The organism is Streptomyces aquilus (assembly GCF_003955715.1).
GTDB classification, from domain to species: Bacteria; Actinomycetota; Actinomycetes; order Streptomycetales; family Streptomycetaceae; genus Streptomyces; species Streptomyces aquilus.
In genome coordinates, this window is record NZ_CP034463.1 from 3,440,893 (window position 1) to 3,459,841 (window position 18,949).

The following is an 18,949-nucleotide window of genomic DNA, read 5'->3' on the forward strand; positions in this document are numbered from 1 at the left end:
GGCGGCCGGATCAGGGTTCCCGGTCGTGGACGCCCCCGAGCCGGGCGCCGGGCCCCGACGACCCCTGATCCTCGCAACCGCCCTGCCCCTCATACGGCCGCCACCGACACCACCACCCCCGGTTCCGCCGCCGGGCTCACCGCCGCCGACACCCGTACCGCCGCCGTCCGGGCCACCCGGCCCGCGCGGGAGGCGCCGGCCAGCAGGAGCGGCTGGAGGTGTTCGAGGCCGGCCACCAGCAACTCCTCGCCCGCGACCAGCACCGGCCCGGCCGCCTTGGCCGTCGCGGCCGCCGCCTCCGTGAGGTCGGCGAGGGGCTGGAGGGAGGCCCGGACGACGCCCGCGCCCGCCCCGGCCGCGCGTTCCGCGAGGGCCACCTGGAGCGGCATCAGCGGGGCCAGGGCGGCCGTCAACGCGTCGGCGATGCGGCGGAGTTCGGGGGACGAGTCGCGCAGGACCTCCGCCGCCGAGCGAATCAGCGGGGTGAGGGCGAGCAGGATGCCGGCCGCGAGGCCCGCCGTGGCGGGGAGCAGCGGGGACATGGCCTCCACCAGGTCGCCCAGTGCCGTGGCGAACTCCTCCACCGCCGGTTCCACCGCGTCCAGCACCGGCAGCAGGCTGTCGCCCAGCGCGGTGAGGAGGGCCTGGGCCGGCTGGCTGACCGGGTGCACTGCCAGGGGTGCGCCACTGGTGCCGAGGCGGGTCAGGGTGTCGACGATGCGGTAGAACGCCTCCTGCGCCTGGGGCGAGGCGCTGGCCTCGGCCAGTTCGGCGGTGGTCTGCCGCAGGACCCGGAGCACCTCCTGGCCGGAACCGTCTCTGGGGTCGAAGGTGTTGATCGCGATCCGGGTGATGTTGCCTGCGGTGTCCAGGAGTTGGCCGGTGATGTCGGTCGTGCTGCGGGCCATGCGCAGCACGTCGTCCCTGCTGGGGAGCGAAGGGATGGTTGCCATGGGTGGCTCTCCTCGTCCTCGGCTCGTTCGCCTTCAGCATGCCCCGTCCGGGGTCGGCGGGATGCGCCGTCCGGGGCATCCGTGACACGAACTCCCTCTTGTTCCGGTTGAGTCGAACAGGTACATGTCGCCGTACCGATCTCAGGAAGCTCCCGGAGGAGGTACGACCCGTGCGCACCACGAGCACCACCCCTGCGAGACCCGTACTGATCGCCGCCCTCGCCCTGACCACGGCGGGGTCCCTGCTCCTCACCCCGCACCCGGCGGGCGCGGACCCCAAGCCCGCCCCCACCCGGCACGAGCCCGCCCTCGACCGGCGCGCCGCCCAGGCCCCCGCGAGCGCCGCCGCGCGCGCCCTCGGCATCGACGCCCCCGCCGGCCGCCCGATCACCGGCTATCCGCGGGAGCAGGTGCTCTCCCCCGACCCTGAGAACCCCGCCGACAAGTCCCTCAAGCTCGGCCTCACCCCGTACCACGCGATCGCCCCGAAGCTGAACGCGCTCCAGGCGCTCGGTGACCGGGTGAGCGTCGAGGTGACCGGGAAGTCGGCGGGCGGGCACCGCCTCTATCTGGTGACCGTCACCGCCCCGGAGACCGACCGCCAGGCCCGCGCCCAGGAACGGATGCGCGACCTCATCGAGAACGCCCCGGCGACGGCCGCCAAATCTGCGGAGATCAAGGCGAGTTACAAGGCCCCCGTCTTCTTCAACAACAACATCCACGGCAACGAGTGGGAGGGCACCGACGCCTCCCTCAAGCTCATCGAGCAGCTCGCCACCGCCAAGGACAAGCGCACGGCGGACCTTCTCGCCCACTCCCGCCTGTACTTCAACATCACGGCCAACCCCGACGGCCGTATCGCCGGCACCCGCGCGAACGCCAACGGCTTCGACCTGAACCGGGACTTCGTCACCGCCTCCCAGCCCGAGACTCGGGTCATGCGGCAGATCGAGATCGACAAGCAGCCGGCCGTGATGCTCGACCTGCACGGCTACGTCAACGGCACCCTGATCGAGCCCACCACTCCCCCGCACGGCGAGAACTACGAGTACGACCTCTTCCTGAAGAACACCTACGCCAACGCCCTCGGCATGGAGGCCGCCGTCAACGGACTCGGCTACACGCCCGCGAAGGACGGCGTGGAACCGGCGCAGATCCCGTTCCGGGACCAGCAGGAGGGCTGGGACGACTGGCCGCCGATCTTCACGCCGCAGTACGCGGCCTTCCACGGCACGGTCGCCGCGCACACGGTCGAGATCCCGCTCCAGGTGAACAACTCGGCCTACACCAGCCTCCCGGTCGAGGAACTCCGCCGCCGCTCGGCCGTCAACACGGCCGTGGCGGGCGCCGCGATCCGGGCCACGCTCGACTTCGTACAGGCCCGCCGCGCCTCGCTCGTCGCCGACCAGATCGAGGTCTTCCGGCGCGGAGCGGCCGGGGCGGCACAGGTGCCGGTGTCCGAGAAGACGGTGCCGGGCGTGCCCGGGATCGGCCCCGAGGACGTCTACACGACCACCTTCCCGCGCGCCTACGTGATCCCCGCCGGCAGGACAGCCGCGGCCCGCCTCGTGGACCACCTCCTCGCCAACGACATCCGCGTCACCCGCGCCACCAAGGCCTTCCACCTCTCCGGCCGCACGTACGCGAAGGGTTCGTACGTCGTCGACATGCACCAGCCCAAACGCGGCCTCGCGAACGTCCTGTTGGCGGACGGCCGGGACATCAGCGACAAGGTGTCGGTGATGTACGACATCTCGGGCTGGAGCCTCGGCAGGCTGTGGGGAGCCGAGGTGACGGCCGCGCCGACGGGAAGGCTCACGGGCCTCCCCCTGCGTTCCGTGGACAAGGCCACGAGCGTCGGCCGGGTCGCCCCGCACGGCGACCTGGGCCTGCGCCTGGACGACCCTGCGGCGATCGCGGCCCTCAACTCCCTTCTCCAGCAGGGTGTTCCGGTACGCACCACGGCGGACGGCGGCACCGCGATCGTCCCGGCGTCGGCCCGTCCGAAGGCCATGGCCCTCGCCCGCACCCACGACGTCGCCTTCGACGCCACCCGCCTCACCGGCACCACCCCGCTCCACCGCACCCGCGTGGCCGCCGCGGTCACCCCGGGTGAGCTCTTCGCCCTGCGCGAGATGAACTTCGAGGTCACGCCGGTCTCGACAGCTGTCCTCAACGCGGGCTACGACTGGTCGGCGACGGACGTGCTGATGGTGTCGACGGGGCTGGAGTACACGGACCTGACCGCGCCCGCCCGCACGGCCCTCGACGCGTTCCTCGCGAAGCCCGAAGGCCATGGCCTGGTCGGACGAGGCATCGGCGGAGCCGAACTGAGCACCGCCACCGGCCTCCTGGCGGCCAAGCCGGTCGAGGGCAACGGGGACGCGAACGGCGTGGTCCGCATGGTGAACGCGGGACCGATCACCACCGGCACCCCGGGTTACGGTTTCGTGTACGCGCCCGTCTGGTTCACCGACCTCGGGCCGCAGGTCCGCGTGGAGCAGTCGTACGCGACCGGCAACCCCTTGCTCTCCGGGCACTGGCGCCCGTTGGAGGACGGCACCGGCGGACCGTCCGCCGCGGCCGGCCGGCCGTCGGTGATCAGCGGTCCGCACGCGGTCCTCTTCGGCACCGAGCCTCTCTTCCGGGACCACCCGAAGGGAGAATTCCCGCAGGTGGCACGGGCATTGTTCAACATGGCAGCAGTCAAGGAGAGCGGATGACGCAGGAGATCCACGGCACCGTCGCCGACGGCTTCGAGGCGGTGCGCGAGGAGTTCGCCGCCTTCGTGGCCGGTGAACGTCCCGACTACGAAGGCCAGTTGTGCGCCTATGTGCACGGCCGCAGGGTCGTCGACCTGTGGACCGGCGACGGCAACGAGGCGGACTCCCTCCACGCCGTCTTCTCCTCGACGAAGGGCGCCGCGCACCTCGTGGTGGCGCTCCTGGTCCAGGACGGCACGCTCGAACTGGACCGCAAGGTGACCTACTACTGGCCGGAGTTCGCGGCCGAGGGCAAGGGCGCCCTCACCCTCCGCGACCTGCTCGCGCACCGCGCGGGCCTGGTCGGCCTGGACGCCGGATTCTCACGCGCCGAGATGGCCGACGACCGCGTGATCGCCGAACGCCTCGCCGACCAGCGCCCGTTCTGGCGCCCCGGCACGGCCTTCGGCTACCACGCGCTGGTCATAGGCGCCCTGACCGGCGAGGTGGTCCGCCGCGCCACGGGCCGCACGATCCAGGACCTGTGGGAGGAACGAGTCCGCGCCCCGTACTCTCTCGACTTCCACCTGGGCCTACCCGCCTCCCAGGAACCCCGCTACCGCCCGGTCCAGCCGATGCTCCCCACCCCCGAGCAGCAGGCCCTGATCGACGCCTCCCCCCAGGGCCCGCACACCCTGGCCTCGATCGCGTTCAACGCGCACGTCCCGGACACGGGCGACCTCGTCGACTACGCCAACTCCCGCGAGGTACGCGCCAAGGGCCCGGCCTCCGCGGGCGGGGTGGCCGCGGCCCGCGGCATCGCCGGCATGTACGCGGCGGCCATCAGCGAACTCAACGACCGCCCACCCCTCCTCAAGCCGGACACGATCGCCGAGGTGGGCCAGATCCACTCCATCGGCTACGACCTGATCGCCCGCGCCCACCGCTCCTACGGCCTCGGCTTCCAGGCCACGGCCGACACCTGGCACCCCTTCCTGGGCGCCGGCGCCTTCGGCCACAGCGGCGCGGCAGGCTCCCAGGGCTTCGCCGACCCCCGCAGCGGCCTGGCCTACGGCTACACCCGCAGACGGCTGGCTTTCCCGGGGGGCGGGGCAGCACCAGAAAACAGCATCCTGGTGAGGGCGGTACACACAGCAGCACTGGCCCACTGAACCCGGGCGCCTTCTCAACGCACCGAACACAAAAGGCCGCACCCCACGTCCAGGGGTGCGGCCTCCGTGTTGTGAACGAGCGGCCTCAGACCAGCGTCACGCTGATGTTGCCCCGCGTGGCCTTCGAGTAAGGGCACACCTGGTGGGCCTGCTCCAGCAGGGCCCGCCCCGTGGCGGCATCCACGTTGGGGATGTGCGCCGAGATCTCCACGATCAGGCCGAACCCGTCGTCGTTCTTCCCGATCCCCACCTTCGCGGTGACCGTGGAGCCGCTGATGTCGGCCTTGGTCTGGCGGGCCACGACGCCCAGCGCGCCCTGGAAGCAGGCGCTGTACCCGGCGGCGAAGAGCTGCTCGGGGTTGGTGCCCTCGCCGTTGCCGCCCATTTCCTTCGGCGGGTTCACGACGACGTCGAGGCGGCCGTCCTCGGTGGCGACGCGGCCGTCGCGACCGTTCTCGGCGGTGGCGACGGCGGTGTACAGGACGTCGGACTGCTGGATGGACATGCGGTACTTCCTCCTAGGTCCGCCGTACGACTCGCGCCCACGATCGACGGCGGTTTCGGAAAGAAGTTACCGCATGCCGGAAACAAGCAGAAGGTGTCAGAGCTTGACGACCATCTTTCCGACGTTGTCGCCGCGCAGTACCCCGAGGAACGCCTCCAGGTTGTTCTCGATGCCCTCGACGACCGTCTCGCGGTACTTGAGCGCGCCGGACGCCACCCACGGGCCGACCTCGGAGACGAACTGCGGCTGGAGGTCGTAGTGGTCGCCGACCAGCAGGCCCTCGATACGGCCGCGGGTCTGGATCAGACGGGCGAGGTTCCTCGGACCAGGAGCCGGCTCGGTGTTGTTGTAGACGGAGATCATGCCGCAGATCGCGATCCGGCCGCCCTGGTTCAGCGAGCCGATCGCCGCCTCCAGGTGGTCGCCGCCCACGTTGTCGAAGTACACGTCGACCCCGTCCGGCGCCGCGGACCGCAGCTGCTCGCTCACCGGCCCGTTCTTGTAGTTGAACGCGGCGTCGAAGCCGTACTCCTCCACCAGCAGCTTGACCTTCTCGTCGGAGCCGGCCGAGCCGATGACCCGCGAGGCGCCCTTGAGCTTGGCGATCTGGCCGACCTGGCTGCCGACCGCGCCGGCCGCGCCGGACACGAAGACGCTGTCGCCCTCCTTGAAGGACGCGGTACGCAGCAGGCCCGCGTAGGCGGTGAGGCCGGTCATGCCGAGGACGCCGAGGTAGGTGGAGAGGGGGGCGGCGTCGGGGTCCACCTTGACGGCCTGCGCGGCGTCGAAGGTGGCGTACTCGCGCCAGCCGCCGAAGTGCAGGACGTGGTCGCCGACCGCGATGCCCTCGGCGCCGGAGGCGATGACCTCGCCGACCGCGCCGCCCTGCATGACCTTGCCGAGCTCGAAGGGGGCGACGTAGGACTTGGCGGCCGACATCCGGCCCCGCATGTACGGGTCCACCGACAGGTACTTGTTCCGCACCAGCACCTGACCCTCACCCGGCTGCTTCACCTCGGTCTCGACCAGGGCGAAGTCCTCGGGCTTCGGCCAGCCGACGGGACGGCTGAGCAGGTGCCACTCGCGGTTGATCATGACAGAGCCTTTCCGATTTACTTCAGTACCTGAAACAACCATGCTCCTGAATATTTCATGTTGTCAAGTAATGGGGTTAGGCTTGGACCATGGCCACTCCACCCAAGACCCGTCGCCCCGACGCGCTGACCATGGAGGTCGTCGAGCTGATCGGTGACGTCGTGGCGCGCTTCTACGAGGACTACGAGGAGGCCGCCGCCGACCACGCGCTCACCGGCGCCCAGGCGCGCCTGCTCAGCCTGCTGTCGCTGGAGCCGCTGCCCATGCGGAAGCTGGCCCAGAAGCTGAAGTGCGAGCCGTCGAACGTCACCGGGATCGTGGACCGGCTGGAGACGCGAGGGCTCGTGGAGCGGCGGCCGGACCCCGCCGACCGGCGCGTGAAGGTGGCGGCGGTGACGGACGAGGGCCGGGAGGTGGCCCGGAGCCTGCGCGAGGAACTGCGGTTCGCCCGCGCGCCGCTGGCCGGACTGTCGGACGCGGAGCGGGAGTCGCTGCGGGACCTGCTGCGACGGATGCTGAACTCCTAGGCGCGGCCGCGCAGTTGCCCGGCGAGGGCCGGAACCCTCAGGTGCACCACCACAGGAACCGGTCACACTCGCTCTCCGTCGGCGACGGCTGCGCGGTCGGCTGGGCCGACGTCGGGTCGGCGGTCGGGGTCGCGGAGGCGGCCGGGGGCGTCTGCGCGTTCGTGGGCGGGACGACCAGGGTCGTGGCGGTCGCGGACTGGGTGTCCTTGTCCTTGTCGTCCTTGTCCTTGTCGTCCTTCGACGCCGAGGCGGACGGTGACGCGGAGGCGTCCGCGGAGGCCGAGGCCGAGGGGTCGGATCCGTTCGTGTCGTCCAACGGCTCGGCCGGCGTGCTCGCGTCCGCCGACGCCGCGCCGTCCGCCGACTCGCCGCCCGCCGCGGCCGGGGCGGGGTTCGAGCCCGGGGCGTCCATGCCGAGCTCGGCGAGGCTCAGTCCTCCGGCGGCCAGCACGAAGCCCGCCGCGACCAGGAGGAGGCGGCGGCGTCTGCGGCGGTGCGCCGCGGCCTTGCGGTCACGCCGGCTGCCACCGCCCTCGGTGTCGGCGTCCTCGTCCTCGTACTCGTCGTCGTACTCGAGGTCCTCGGAGTCGTCGTACTCCTCCGGCTCCTCCTGCGGTACGGCCCGTCCGCGGCGGCCCTGGGCGCGGCGCCGTGCGGCCCTGCCGCCGACCACGACCTCGGGTGCCTCCTCAGGCGTCACCTCGGGCTCTTCGTACGGCCCTTCGTGGCTCTGCGCACTCTCGGCGGCCGGAGCGCTGTCGCCGTACGCGACGGTCTCGGGACCGCTCCCGTACGAGGGGGCCTCGGGGGCGCCCCCGTACGCATCCGCGTAGCCACCACCGTCGTACGCCTGGTACGCCCCGCCACCCCCCTGCTGCGGCACGTACGACTGGGCCTGCGGCTGCTGCGGCTGCTGGGCGGCGTATGCGCGCAGCTCTTCGACTGGGGTACCGCACCCCGGGCAGGCGAGGGCGCCGTTGAGGTGCCGTCGGCACGGGAGGCAGTAGTCCATGACGCGGGAAGATTAAGTTCCTCGTAGGGAGGGTTCCTAGAGGCGGCTGTGAAGATTGTGTGGGAACTGGTCGTTCCGGTGCGGCGAGTTGAGGAGGATCCGCCCATCCGTCCCTCAACTCGCCGAAACCGGTTCCCTTTCGGGCTGTTCAGGCTTTCTTGCGGGTCGTCATCACACGCTGGATCAGGATGAACGCGCAGAGCAGCACACCGGTGGCGATCTTCGTCCACCAGGAGCTGAGCGTGCCCTCGAACTGGATGATGCTCTTGATGAGGCCGAGGACGAGGACGCCGAACAGGGTGCCGAGGACATAGCCGGAGCCGCCCGTGAGCAGCGTGCCGCCGATGACCACCGCGGCGATCGCGTCGAGTTCCATGCCGACCGCGTGCAGCGGGTCGCCGGACTGGATGTAGAGCATGAAGAGGAGGCCGGCGAGCGCGGAGCAGAAGCCGCTCATCGTGTAGACCGCGATCTTCGTACCGCCCAGCGGGAGGCCCATGAGGAGGGCCGACTGCTCGTTGCCGCCGATGGCGTAGATCCGGCGGCCGAAGCGGGTGTAGTGGAGGAGGTAGAAGGCCGCCGCCAGGACCAGCAGAGCCACCACGGCGCCGATGGACAGGTCGCCCAGGCCCAGGGACACCCGGGTCTCGGCGAGGCTGCTCACCGCGGAGTCGTTGATCGCGATCGACTCCTTGCTGATGACCAGGCACAGGCCGCGGAAGAGGAAGAGGCCGGCGAGGGTCACGATGAACGGCTGGATCTCGAAGTTGTGGATCACATAGCCCATGAGGAAGCCGCCGAACGCGCCCACGCCCAGGGATATGGGGATCACCACCAGCAGCGGCAGGCCCACGTCCTGGACCAGCCACGCCGTGAGCATGGTGGTGAAGCCGATCACCGAGCCGACGGACAGGTCGATGCCGCCGGAGAGGATGACGAAGGTGGCGCCGACCGCGGCGACCAGGAGGTAGCTGTTGTCGATGAACAGGTTGAGGAAGACCTGCGAGTCGCCGAAGCCGTAGTTCTGGTAGCGGCTGAGTCCGGCGATGTACATCGCGAGGAACAGGGCGGCCGTGACCAGGACGGGCAGGCGGCGGTCGCCCAGCAGCCGCGCCGCCCCGGACGGCGTACGGCCTTCGGTCTTGCCGGGTGTCGTGGGGGTCTGGGTGGTCGCACTCATCACGACACCTCCATCTTGGGAGCGGGCTCGGCGGGGGCCGCGGGCGGCGTCGCCGGGGCCGGGGTCTTCGCACGGGCGCCGAAGACCTTGGCGCGGAACTTCGGGGACTGGAGCAGGCAGACGACGATGACGACGGCGGCCTTGAAAACCAGGTTGGTCTGGGTCGGGACGCCGATCGTGTAGATGGTGGTCGTCAGGGTCTGGATGACGAGGGCGCCGACCACCGTGCCGCCGATCGAGAAGCGGCCGCCGAGCAGCGACGTACCGCCGATGACGACGGCGAGGATGGCGTCGAGCTCGATCCACAGGCCGGCGTTGTTGCCGTCGGCCGCCGAGGTGTTGGAGCTGATCATCAGGCCCGCGATGCCGGCGCACAGGGCGCAGAAGACGTACACCATGATCTTGATGCGCATCGACCGGATGCCCACCAGGCGGCTGGCCTCGGCGTTGCCGCCGACCGACTCGACGAGCAGGCCGAGGGCGGTGCGGCGGGTCAGGGCGACGGTGACGGCGACGACCGCGGCGACCACGAAGATGGAGAACGGCAGGGTCAGCCAGTAGCCGCCGCCGATCAGCTTGTACGGCTCGCTGTTGATGGTGATGATCTGGCCGTCGGTGATCAGCTGGGCGACGCCGCGGCCCGCGACCATGATGATGAGGGTCGCGATGATCGGCTGGATGCCCATCCGGGCCACCAGGAAGCCGTTCCACAGACCGCAGACGACGGCGGCCAGCAGGCCGAGACCCATCGCCAGCAGGACTCCGGCCAGCGCGTCCTGGTCCTTGCGGTCGCTGATGTACGAGCAGGTCAGCGCGCCGGTGATGGCGACGACCGCGCCGACGGAGAGGTCGATGCCGCCGGTGGCGATGACCAGGGTCATGCCGACCGCCACCAGGATCAGGGGCGAGCCGAACAGGACGATGGAGACGAGGCTGCCGTAGAGGTGGCCGTCCGTCATGTGGATGGCGAAGAAGTCGGGCGTGAAGGGGATGTTGACGAGCAGCAGGGCCACCAGGACCGCGACCGGCCAGAAGAGGTTGTGGCGTGTCAGTGCTCGCCAGCGGTTGGTGGTGGTCACTGCTGTTCTCCGCTCTGCGCGCCGCCGACGAGGGATTGCTCGCCACTGGCGATGGTTTCGAGGATCTTGCTGGGGGTGATCTCCGGGCCGTTGGTGAGCCGGGCGACCAGCTTGCGGTCGCGCAGGACACCGATGGTGTGGCTGAGGCGGAGGACCTCCTCCAGCTCGGCCGCGATGTAGAGGACGGACATGCCGTCCTCGGAGAGGGAGACCACCAGTTTCTGGATCTCGGTCTTGGCGCCGATGTCGATGCCGCGGGTGGGCTCGTCGAGGATCAGCAGCTTGGGCTGGGTGATGAGCCAGCGGGCGAGGAGCACCTTCTGCTGGTTGCCGCCGCTCAACTGGCCCACCCGGGCCTCGGGGTTGGCGGGCCTGATGTCGAGGGCCTTGATGTACTTGGCGACGAGTTCGTCGCGCTGGGCCGTCGGGATGGGGCGGGTCCAGCCGCGGGCCGCCTGGAGCGCGAGGATGATGTTCTCGCGGACCGTCAGGTCGGGGACCAGGCCCTCGGTCTTGCGGTTCTCGGAGCAGAACGCGACGCCGGCGCCGATGGCGTCGTTGGGGGCGCTCATCGAGACCTGCTTGCCGCCGATGGTGACCTTGCCGGTGTCGGGCTGGTCGGCGCCGAAGAGGAGCCTGGCCAGTTCGGTGCGGCCGGAGCCCAGCAGGCCCGCGAGGCCGACGACTTCGCCCTTCTTGATGTCGAGGTCGAAGGGCGCGATGCCGCCGGTGCGGCCGAGGCCCTCCGCGGTGAGGAGCGACTCGCCGACGTCCGCGTGGAGTTGGTGGTCGTGCAGCTCCTCCAGCTGGTCCAGGGCCTTGCCGATCATCAGCTCGATGAGCTGGACCTGGTCGAGGTCGCGGACCAGGTGCTCGCCGACGAGGGTGCCGTTGCGCAGGACCGTCATGCGGTCGCAGATCTCGTAGATCTGGTCGAGGAAGTGGGAGACGAAGAGGATCGCCACGCCCTCGTCGCGCAACCGCCGCATCAGCCGGAAGAGTTCGAGGACCTCGTCGCGGTCGAGGCTGGAGGTCGGCTCGTCCAGGACGAGGACCTTGGTGCCGGAGCCCGAGCCGTCGCTGTCGCCGTGGCCCACCGACCGTACGATCGCGACCAGTTGCTGCACCGCGAGCGGGTACGAGGCGAGCGGCGCGGTGACGTCGATGTCCAGGCCGAGACGGTCGACCATCTCCGCGGCTTCCTTGCGCATCCGCTTCCACTGGATGCGGCCGGCGCGGGTGGGTTCACGGCCGATGAAGATGTTCTCCGCCACCGACAGGTTGGGGCAGAGGTTGACCTCCTGGTAGACGGTGCTGATGCCGGCCTGCTGCGCCTGCAACGGGCTGCCGATCCGCACGGCCCTGCCGTCGAGGGTGATGGTGCCGCCGTCCAGGGTGTAGACCCCGGTCAGCACCTTGATCAGGGTGGATTTCCCGGCTCCGTTCTCGCCCATCAGGGCGTGGATCTCGCCGGGGAAGAGCCGGAAGTCGACGCCCGACAGAGCCCTTACCCCCGGAAACTCCTTGACTATGCCCGTCATCTCCAGGACGGGCTGCGGCTCTGCCATGGCAGCGCTCCTCCATGAAATCGGTTCTGGCGCACGGCAGTTCTGTACTGCGGTGGGCCGGTCCCCCGCGGGGAGCCCCGCCGGGGCCGGGCTGTGCCCGGCCCGCTGAGGGCTCCCCACCGGTGCGTGCGGTCGGTCAGTACTTGCGGGTCGGGAGCGCGGCCTTGGCCTGGTCCTGCATGAAGTCGCCCTCCTTGGTCTTGATCCAGCGCTCGACCGAGCCGCCGTCGTGGACCGTCTTGACGACCTCCATCAGCTGGGGGCCGAGCAGCGGGTTGCACTCGACGATGGCGTTGATCTTGCCCTCGGACATGGCGACGAAGCCGTCCTTCACGCCGTCGATCGAGACGATGAGGATGTCCTTGCCGGGCTTCTTGCCGGCCGCCTCGATGGACTGGATGGCGCCGATGGCCATGTCGTCGTTGTGCGCGAAGAGCACGTTGATGTCCGGGTTGGACTGCAGGAAGGCCGCCATGACCTGCTTGCCGCCGGCGCGGGTGAAGTCACCGGTCTGGCTGACGACGATCTTCCAGTCGTCCTTGTGCTCGGCGTCCATGACCTCCTTGAAGCCCTTGGCGCGCTCGATGGCGGGGGCGGCACCGGTGGTGCCCTCCAGCTGGGCGATCTTGACGTTGCCCTTGAGGCCGGCCTTCGCGATGACCTTCTCGAGGATCTTGGCGGCGCGGCGGCCCTCGTCGGTGAAGTCGGAGCCGACCAGGGTGACGTACAGGGAGTCGTCGGAGGTCTCGACGGAGCGGTCGGTGAGGACCACCGGGATCTTCGCGGCCTTGGCCTCCTTGAGCACGGCGTCCCAGCCCGTGACGACCACCGGCGAGAAGGCGATGACGTCGACCTTCTGCGCGATGTAGCTGCGGATCGCGGAGATCTGGTTCTCCTGCTTCTGCTGGGCGTCGGAGAACTTCAGGGTGTAGCCCGCGTCCTTGGCCGCGGACTTCACCGACTCACTGTTGGCGGTGCGCCAGCCGCTCTCGGAGCCGACCTGCGAGAAGCCGAGGACGATCTTCTTGCTGCCGCCGCCTCCCGTGGAGTCGCCGGCGCTGTCGTCCTCCTTGGCGCAGGCCGCCAGGGTGCCGGCCGCCGCCACGCCGATCGCCGCAGTGAGGAAGTTCCTTCTGTTGAGCATGTTCTTCTCCTTTGAAGAGCCGGTCCGGGGAGGACCGCTGTACTCGTGGGACCGACTGCCCTGCGTCCAGCCTGTCGATCATTATTCGAAATATCGGTCACACTGGTGTACGAATTAGCTGGTCGGTGCATGTCAGTCGGGAGCGGTGCTGGCCCGGACCACGAGATGCGGCTCGATGGCGACTCCGGGCGTCCCGGACGGGGCCCGGCCCTCGATGAGGTCCAGCAGCAGGGCGATGCTGTGCTTGCCCACCGTCGCGAAGTCCTGCCGGACGGTGGTGAGCGGTGGAGCGAAGAACTCGGACTCCGGGATGTCGTCGAAGCCGACGATCGCGACGTCCTGGGGCGTGCGCACCCCCGCTTCCCGCAGGGCCCGCAACACCCCCAGTGCCATCTGGTCGTTGGCGACGAAGACGGCGGTGAGTCCGCGGCCCACCCAGCCGGCCAGTTGCTGGCCCGCACGGTAGCCCGACAGTGGACTCCAGTCCCCTCGCAGCAGCTTCGGCGGCTCGACGCCCGCCGCTTCGAGGGTGTCCCGCCAGCCGGTGACCCGGTCGGCCGCCTCCTGCCAGTCCTCGGGTCCGGCGAGATGCCAGACCGTGCGGTGGCCCGCGGCCAGCAGATGACCGGTGGCGAGCCGGGCGCCGAGCTGCTGGTCGACGTTGACGCTGGGGATCTCGGCGCCGGAGCCGGTGCCGACGACCACCACCGGGAAGGGGTGGCGGAGTTCGGCGAGGGCCTCGACCGCCGAGCGTTGCGGGGCGAGGGCGATCACCCCCTCCACGCCGCCCTCGCTGAGGTGGTCGAGCGCCTCGGAGAGGGTTTCCTTCGCCAGCTTGTGCAGGCTGACCGTCGAGACGGTGTACCCCGCCGCCCGCGCCGCGTCCTCCAGTGCGAACAGCGTGCTGGCCGGACCGTAGAGCGTGGTGTTGGCGGCGACCACACCCAGGGTGCGGGTGCGGCGGGTGGCCAGGGCCCGTGCCGAGGAGTTGCGGCGGTAGCCCATCTCCTCGATGGCGCGGAGCACCTTGGCCCGGGTCTCCTCCCGCACGTTGGGGTGATCACCCAGGACACGGGAGACGGTCTGGTGCGACACGCCGGCCAGGCGTGCCACGTCGGCCATGGTGGGCGGCCGGAGCTCCAAGTGGTTCACGGCCGCACCTCCCGGCGGTCAGCGATCGATTGAATGCGAGGCACATTGTGAGCGCTAACAATTCGCGGCGGTCAAGAGGGCTGCATCAGGGAAGTCGTCACGGTTGAATAACGCCGCAGGCTGCAGGAGTTGAGATCCCGGACGGATGTGCACGTCACCAAGACCATTCCGGCGTTCGACCCTCCGACCCATTGACACCCCGCCCGAGACGTCCTTACCGTCGGGCCAGCATTTCGAACGTGAGCCGAAATTTCGAACAACAAGCTTCAGAGCCTAGGGAGTAGCTGACGTGCGCATCACGGGAATCAGCACGCACGTGGTCGGGACGCCATGGCGCAACCTGACCTACGTCCAGGTGCACACCGACGAGGGACTCACCGGAGTCGGCGAGACCCGCATGCTGGGCCACACCGACGCCCTGCTCGGCTATCTGCACGAGGCGAAGACCAACCACATTCTCGGGTCGGACCCGTTCGCTGTCGAGGATCTGGTCAAGCGGATGAAGTACGGCGACTACGGCCGTGCGGGCGAGATCGTGATGTCCGGCATCGCCGTGATCGAGATGGCCTGCTGGGACATCAAGGGCAAGGCCCTCGGCGTCCCGGTCTGGCAGCTGCTCGGCGGCAAGGTCACCGACAAGGTCAAGGCCTACGCCAACGGCTGGTACACCACCGAGCGCACCCCGGAGGCCTACCACAAGGCCGCCCAGGGCGTCATGGAGCGCGGTTACAAGGCCCTCAAGATCGACCCCTTCGGCACCGGCCACTTCGAGCTCGACCACGAGCAGAGCCTGTACGCCGTCTCGCTCATCGAGGCCGTCCGGGACGCCATCGGTCCGGACGCCGAGCTGATGCTGGAGATGCACGGCCGCTTCTCCCCCGCCACCGCCGTCCGCCTCGCCAAGGACCTCGCGCCCTTCAAGCCCGCGTGGCTGGAGGAGCCGGTGCCGCCGGAGAACCTGAAGGCGCTGGAGAAGGTGGCCGCCAAGGTCGACATGCCGGTCGCCACCGGTGAGCGCATCCACGACCGGATCGAGTTCCGCGAGCTCTTCGAGAGCCAGGCCGTGGACATCATCCAGCCCGACGTCGGCCACATCGGCGGCATCTGGGAGACCCGCAAGCTGGCCGCGACCGCCGAGACCCACTACATGCTGGTCGCCCCGCACAACGTGGGCGGCCCGGTGCTCACCGCCGCCTCCCTCCAGGTCGGCTTCACCGCCCCGAACTTCAAGATCCTGGAGCACTTCAACGACTTCGCCGACGCGGAGATCAAGAAGGTCGTCAAGGGCGCCCCGCAGGTCGTGGACGGCTACTTCGAGCTGTCGCACGAGCCGGGCCTCGGTGTCGAGCTGGACGTCGACGCCGCCGCCGAGTTCCCGCAGCAGCAGGCCCGCTTCGACCTGTGGGCCGAGGGCTGGGAGCAGCGCAAGCCGAAGGGCACCGAGCAGTGAGCAGCGCGGTCGTCATCGGGGCGCCCGGCGAGCACGAGCTCGTCGCGCACACCCCGCGAGAGCCCGGTGCCGGCGAGGCCCTGGTCCGCGTCCACGCGGTCGGCATCTGCGGCAGCGACCGCGAGGTGTACCAGGGCAACCGGCCCGAGGGGTACGTCCGGTACCCGCTCACCCCGGGCCATGAGTGGTCCGGGGTGGTCGAGGCCGTGGGCTCCGGGGTCCCGGAGTCGCTGGTCGGCCGCAAGGTGGTCGGCGAGGGCTTCCGCAACTGCCAGGTCTGCGACCGCTGCCACGCGGGCGAGACCACGCTGTGCACCGACGGCTACGAGGAGACGGGCTTCACCCAGCCCGGCGCCATGGCCGCCACCCTCACCCTGCCGGCCCGGCTGCTGCACGCCCTGCCGGACGACGCCGACCTGACGGCGGCGGCGCTGCTGGAGCCGGCCGCGTGCATCGCGGCCGCCGCGCTGAAGGCGAACGCACGGCCCGGTGAGCGGGTCGCGGTGGTGGGCACGGGCACGCTCGGGATGTTCGCGGTGCAGTTCCTGCGGGCGGGTTCGCCCTCGGAGCTGCTGGTGGTGGGCACCCGCCCGGACCGCGCGGAGCTGTCGAAGACCTTCGGCGCCACCGACTTCCGCACCCGCGACCAGGAGCTCCCCGACGACTTCGACGTCGTCATCGAGACCGCCGGGTCGGCGTCCGCCGCGAACACCGCGGCCTCGCTGCTCAGACGCGGCGGCCGGCTCGTCCTGACGGGCATCCCGGCGCCGGGCGCGGACGGACTGGACCCCACCGATCTCGTCGTACGGCAGCTGGAGGTGCACACCGTGTTCGGGGCGCCGCCGGACGCCTGGGCGCACACGGTGCGGGTCTTCGGGGCCGGGCTGCTCGATCCGCTGCCGCTCGTCACGCACGAGTTGCCGCTGGAGGAGTTCCCGCAGGCCATCGAGCTGGTCGGGTCCGGCGACCCGGCCGTCGGCAAGGTCCTCCTCAAGCCATGACACCCCTTTGAGCCGTACGCCGGTACGGAGTACCTGACGACTTCGTACCGGCGTACATCCACTGTTCCTAAGCCTTGTTGCACGCAGAGCCGCGATCCACGTCCGAAATATCGAACACGAAGGACAGCTTGTGACCGACACCACCGCCAGCGCGGCCCGACGACCCGGTGAGCAGGCGCTCACCGCGCTCGGCCTGGGTGCTCCCGCCCTCGACCCGGCCGACGCCTCCCCGCACGCCTTCCCCGGTGGCGGCCGCTGGCGCACCGAAGTGCCCTCCGTGGAGGGCCCCGAGGCCCTCTCGGTGGTCCTCAAGGAGTCCTCGCGGCTCGACGTGCCGATCCACCGGATCAGCCAGGGCAGCGGTGTGTGGATGCTCACCGACGCCGAGATCACCGAGATGGTCGAGGCGACCGCCGAACGCGACATCGAGCTCTGCCTGTTCACCGGCCCGCGCGGCACCTGGGACATCGGCGGCTCCACCCGCACCGACTCCAAGGGCGCCGGACTGCGCGCCCGCGGCCACGACGCGGTCGCCGGATGCGTCGAAGACGCCGTCCGGGCGACGGAGTTGGGCGTGAAGTGCCTGCTCGTCGCCGACGAGGGCGTGCTGTGGACGCTGCACCGGGCAAGAACCGCCGGGATCATCCCGGCCGACACCACGCTCAAGGTGTCGGCGCTGATCGGCCCGGTGAACCCGGCCGCGTACGCCGTCTACGAGAACCTCGGCGGCGACTCGATCAACGTGCCCAGCGATCTGACGCTCGATCAACTCACCGAGATCCGCCGGGTGTCGGGCGCCCCGATGGACATGTACATCGAGGCCCCCGACGACCTCGGCGGCTATGTCCGGATGTACGAGGTCGCCGAGCTGATCCGGCGCGGCGCCCCGCTCTATCTGAAGTTCGGCCTGTCGAAGGCCCCGGGGATCTACCCCTACGGCCATCACATGCGCGAGCTCACGCTGTCCACCGCCAAGGAGAGAGTGCGGCGCGGACGGCTCGCCCTGGACCTGCTCGCACGGCACGGAGCGGACGGCGACATGGCGCCGCTCGGCTCGCGACTGCCGGGCGCGCTGAAGCGATTCGAAACGCCTGCATAACGTTCCGGACAACGCCCCTTCACAGAAGCCGACGGAGTCGAACAGACTCCGACACAACTTCTCGGTTCCTCTCCGCACCACGCTCCACGCTCCACCAGACAGGCGCTCGTACCGCAGATCGCCCTGGCCTCTAGACCATCAAGGATGATGATCATGCTTAACCGCAGAGCTGCACTCTCCGCCATAGCCACCTCGGCCGTCCTCGCCCTCTCCCTGACCGCCTGTGGCCAGGACAGCGAAGGCGGCAGCGCGGAAAGCAAGGGCGACGCCAAGGGCGGCACCATCGGTATCGCGATGCCGACCAAGTCTTCGGAGCGCTGGATCGCCGACGGCAAGAACGTCGAGACCAACCTGCAGAAGCTGGGCTACAAGACCAAGCTGGTCTACGGCGAGGACGAGCCCGACCAGCAGGTCTCGCAGATCGAGAACCTGATCACCCAGGGCGTCAAGGCGCTGATCGTCGCCGCGATCGACAACAAGTCGCTCAACAACGTCCTCCAGGAGGCCAAGGACGCCGGCATCCCGGTCATCGCCTACGACCGCCTGATCCTCGGCACGCCGAACGTCGACTACTACGCCTCCTTCGACAACACCAAGGTCGGCGAGCTCCAGGCCAACTACATCGTCGAGAAGCTGGGCCTGGCGAGCGGCAAGGGCCCCTTCAACATCGAGCTGTTCGCCGGCTCCAACGACGACAACAACACCAAGTACTTCTTCAACGGCGCGATGAGCGTCCTCAAGCCGTACATCGACTCCAAGAAGCTCGTCGTCAAGTCCGGCCAGGTCGACCTCAACAAGGTCACCACCCTGCGCTGGGACGGCGCCACCGCCCAGCGCCGCATGGACGACATCCTGACCGGCTCCTACAAGTCCGGCCGGGTCGACGCGGTGCTCTCGCCGTACGACGGCATCTCCATCGGCATCCTGTCGGCGCTGAAGTCCGACGGCTACGGCACCAAGTCCAAGCCGCTGCCGGTCCTCACCGGTCAGGACGCCGAGCTGGCCTCCGTGAAGTCGATCATCGCGGGCGAGCAGACGCAGACCGTCTACAAGGACACCCGTGAGCTCGCCAAGGTCGCGGCGAACATGGTGGACGCGGTCCTCAACGACAAGAAGCCCGAGACCAACGACACCAAGACCTACGACAACGGGTCCAAGGTCGTCCCCGCCTACCTGCTGAAGCCGGTGAGCGTCGACAAGACCAACTACAAGCAGGTCCTGGTCGACGGTGGTTACTACACCGAGGGTGAGCTCAAGTAATCAGCCCCCGGCTGTAGTCGTCTGCACCAGACAGAGATTGGAAGGCACGA

16 protein-coding genes are annotated in these 18,949 nt (G+C 69.8%); 7 read left to right on the forward strand and 9 right to left on the reverse strand.

Features of this window, described 5'->3' with window-relative positions; all coding sequences use genetic code 11:
* Positions 1-89: 89 nt before the first annotated feature.
* Positions 90-953, reverse strand: coding sequence for a hypothetical protein (locus EJC51_RS15885; RefSeq protein ID WP_126271687.1), 864 nt, complete (start codon positions 951-953; stop codon positions 90-92).
* Between the two features lie 170 nt (positions 954-1,123).
* On the opposite strand from EJC51_RS15885, the gene EJC51_RS15890 reads away from it, so the two are divergent.
* A complete protein-coding gene (locus EJC51_RS15890) occupies positions 1,124-3,676 on the forward strand; it encodes a M14 family zinc carboxypeptidase (protein WP_126271688.1) in 2,553 nt (850 codons plus the stop codon).
* Positions 3,673-4,827, forward strand: coding sequence for a serine hydrolase domain-containing protein (locus EJC51_RS15895; RefSeq protein ID WP_126271689.1), 1,155 nt, complete (start codon positions 3,673-3,675; stop codon positions 4,825-4,827). The genes EJC51_RS15890 and EJC51_RS15895 overlap by 4 nt, the downstream gene beginning before the upstream one ends.
* An 85-nt stretch (positions 4,828-4,912) precedes the next feature.
* Here EJC51_RS15895 and EJC51_RS15900 read toward each other — a convergent pair whose 3' ends face one another.
* Together EJC51_RS15900 and EJC51_RS15905 are read right to left on the reverse strand one after the other, a co-directional pair.
* Positions 4,913-5,332 (reverse strand): organic hydroperoxide resistance protein, encoded by a 420-nt coding sequence (locus tag EJC51_RS15900; protein WP_126271690.1) that lies wholly within the window; start codon positions 5,330-5,332, stop codon positions 4,913-4,915.
* A gap of 96 nt (positions 5,333-5,428) precedes the next feature.
* Positions 5,429-6,427 (reverse strand): NADP-dependent oxidoreductase, encoded by a 999-nt coding sequence (locus tag EJC51_RS15905; RefSeq protein WP_126271691.1) that lies wholly within the window; start codon positions 6,425-6,427, stop codon positions 5,429-5,431.
* Between the two features lie 89 nt (positions 6,428-6,516).
* On the opposite strand from EJC51_RS15905, the gene EJC51_RS15910 reads away from it, so the two are divergent.
* On the forward strand, positions 6,517-6,954 hold the full coding sequence (locus tag EJC51_RS15910; RefSeq protein ID WP_126271692.1) for a MarR family winged helix-turn-helix transcriptional regulator: 438 nt from the start codon (positions 6,517-6,519) through the stop codon (positions 6,952-6,954).
* A gap of 37 nt (positions 6,955-6,991) precedes the next feature.
* Here the strand turns inward: EJC51_RS15910 and EJC51_RS15915 are convergent, their stop codons facing one another.
* From EJC51_RS15915 to EJC51_RS15945, 6 genes are all read right to left on the reverse strand, one after another.
* Positions 6,992-7,966, reverse strand: coding sequence for an SCO2400 family protein (locus EJC51_RS15915; protein ID WP_166682778.1), 975 nt, complete (start codon positions 7,964-7,966; stop codon positions 6,992-6,994).
* A 148-nt stretch (positions 7,967-8,114) separates the two neighbouring features.
* Positions 8,115-9,146, reverse strand: coding sequence for a galactofuranose ABC transporter, permease protein YjfF (gene yjfF, locus EJC51_RS15925; protein ID WP_126271695.1), 1,032 nt, complete (start codon positions 9,144-9,146; stop codon positions 8,115-8,117).
* A complete protein-coding gene (locus EJC51_RS15930) occupies positions 9,146-10,225 on the reverse strand; it encodes an ABC transporter permease (RefSeq protein ID WP_126271696.1) in 1,080 nt (359 codons plus the stop codon). Before EJC51_RS15930 ends, yjfF begins: the two co-directional genes overlap by 1 nt.
* Complete coding sequence (locus EJC51_RS15935) at positions 10,222-11,793, reverse strand: sugar ABC transporter ATP-binding protein (protein WP_126271697.1); 1,572 nt, start codon at positions 11,791-11,793, stop codon at positions 10,222-10,224. Before EJC51_RS15935 ends, EJC51_RS15930 begins: the two co-directional genes overlap by 4 nt.
* A 136-nt stretch (positions 11,794-11,929) precedes the next feature.
* A complete protein-coding gene (locus EJC51_RS15940; RefSeq protein WP_126271698.1) occupies positions 11,930-12,937 on the reverse strand; it encodes an ABC transporter substrate-binding protein in 1,008 nt (335 codons plus the stop codon).
* Between the two features lie 132 nt (positions 12,938-13,069).
* Positions 13,070-14,089: a LacI family DNA-binding transcriptional regulator gene (locus tag EJC51_RS15945; RefSeq protein ID WP_059191552.1), complete on the reverse strand. Its 1,020-nt coding sequence runs from the start codon at positions 14,087-14,089 to the stop codon at positions 13,070-13,072.
* A gap of 289 nt (positions 14,090-14,378) precedes the next feature.
* On the opposite strand from EJC51_RS15945, the gene EJC51_RS15950 reads away from it, so the two are divergent.
* The 4 genes from EJC51_RS15950 (at position 14,379) to chvE (ending at position 18,899) form a co-directional block, all read left to right on the forward strand.
* On the forward strand, positions 14,379-15,539 hold the full coding sequence (locus tag EJC51_RS15950; protein ID WP_059191553.1) for a mandelate racemase/muconate lactonizing enzyme family protein: 1,161 nt from the start codon (positions 14,379-14,381) through the stop codon (positions 15,537-15,539).
* On the forward strand, positions 15,536-16,540 hold the full coding sequence (locus tag EJC51_RS15955; protein ID WP_126271699.1) for a zinc-dependent alcohol dehydrogenase: 1,005 nt from the start codon (positions 15,536-15,538) through the stop codon (positions 16,538-16,540). Before EJC51_RS15950 ends, EJC51_RS15955 begins: the two co-directional genes overlap by 4 nt.
* A 130-nt stretch (positions 16,541-16,670) precedes the next feature.
* Positions 16,671-17,639, forward strand: a complete 969-nt coding sequence (locus tag EJC51_RS15960; RefSeq protein ID WP_126271700.1) for a glycosyltransferase family protein — start codon at positions 16,671-16,673, stop codon at positions 17,637-17,639.
* A gap of 147 nt (positions 17,640-17,786) precedes the next feature.
* A complete protein-coding gene (gene chvE / locus EJC51_RS15965; protein WP_126276970.1) occupies positions 17,787-18,899 on the forward strand; it encodes a multiple monosaccharide ABC transporter substrate-binding protein in 1,113 nt (370 codons plus the stop codon).
* The last annotated feature ends 50 nt before the right edge of the window (positions 18,900-18,949 follow it).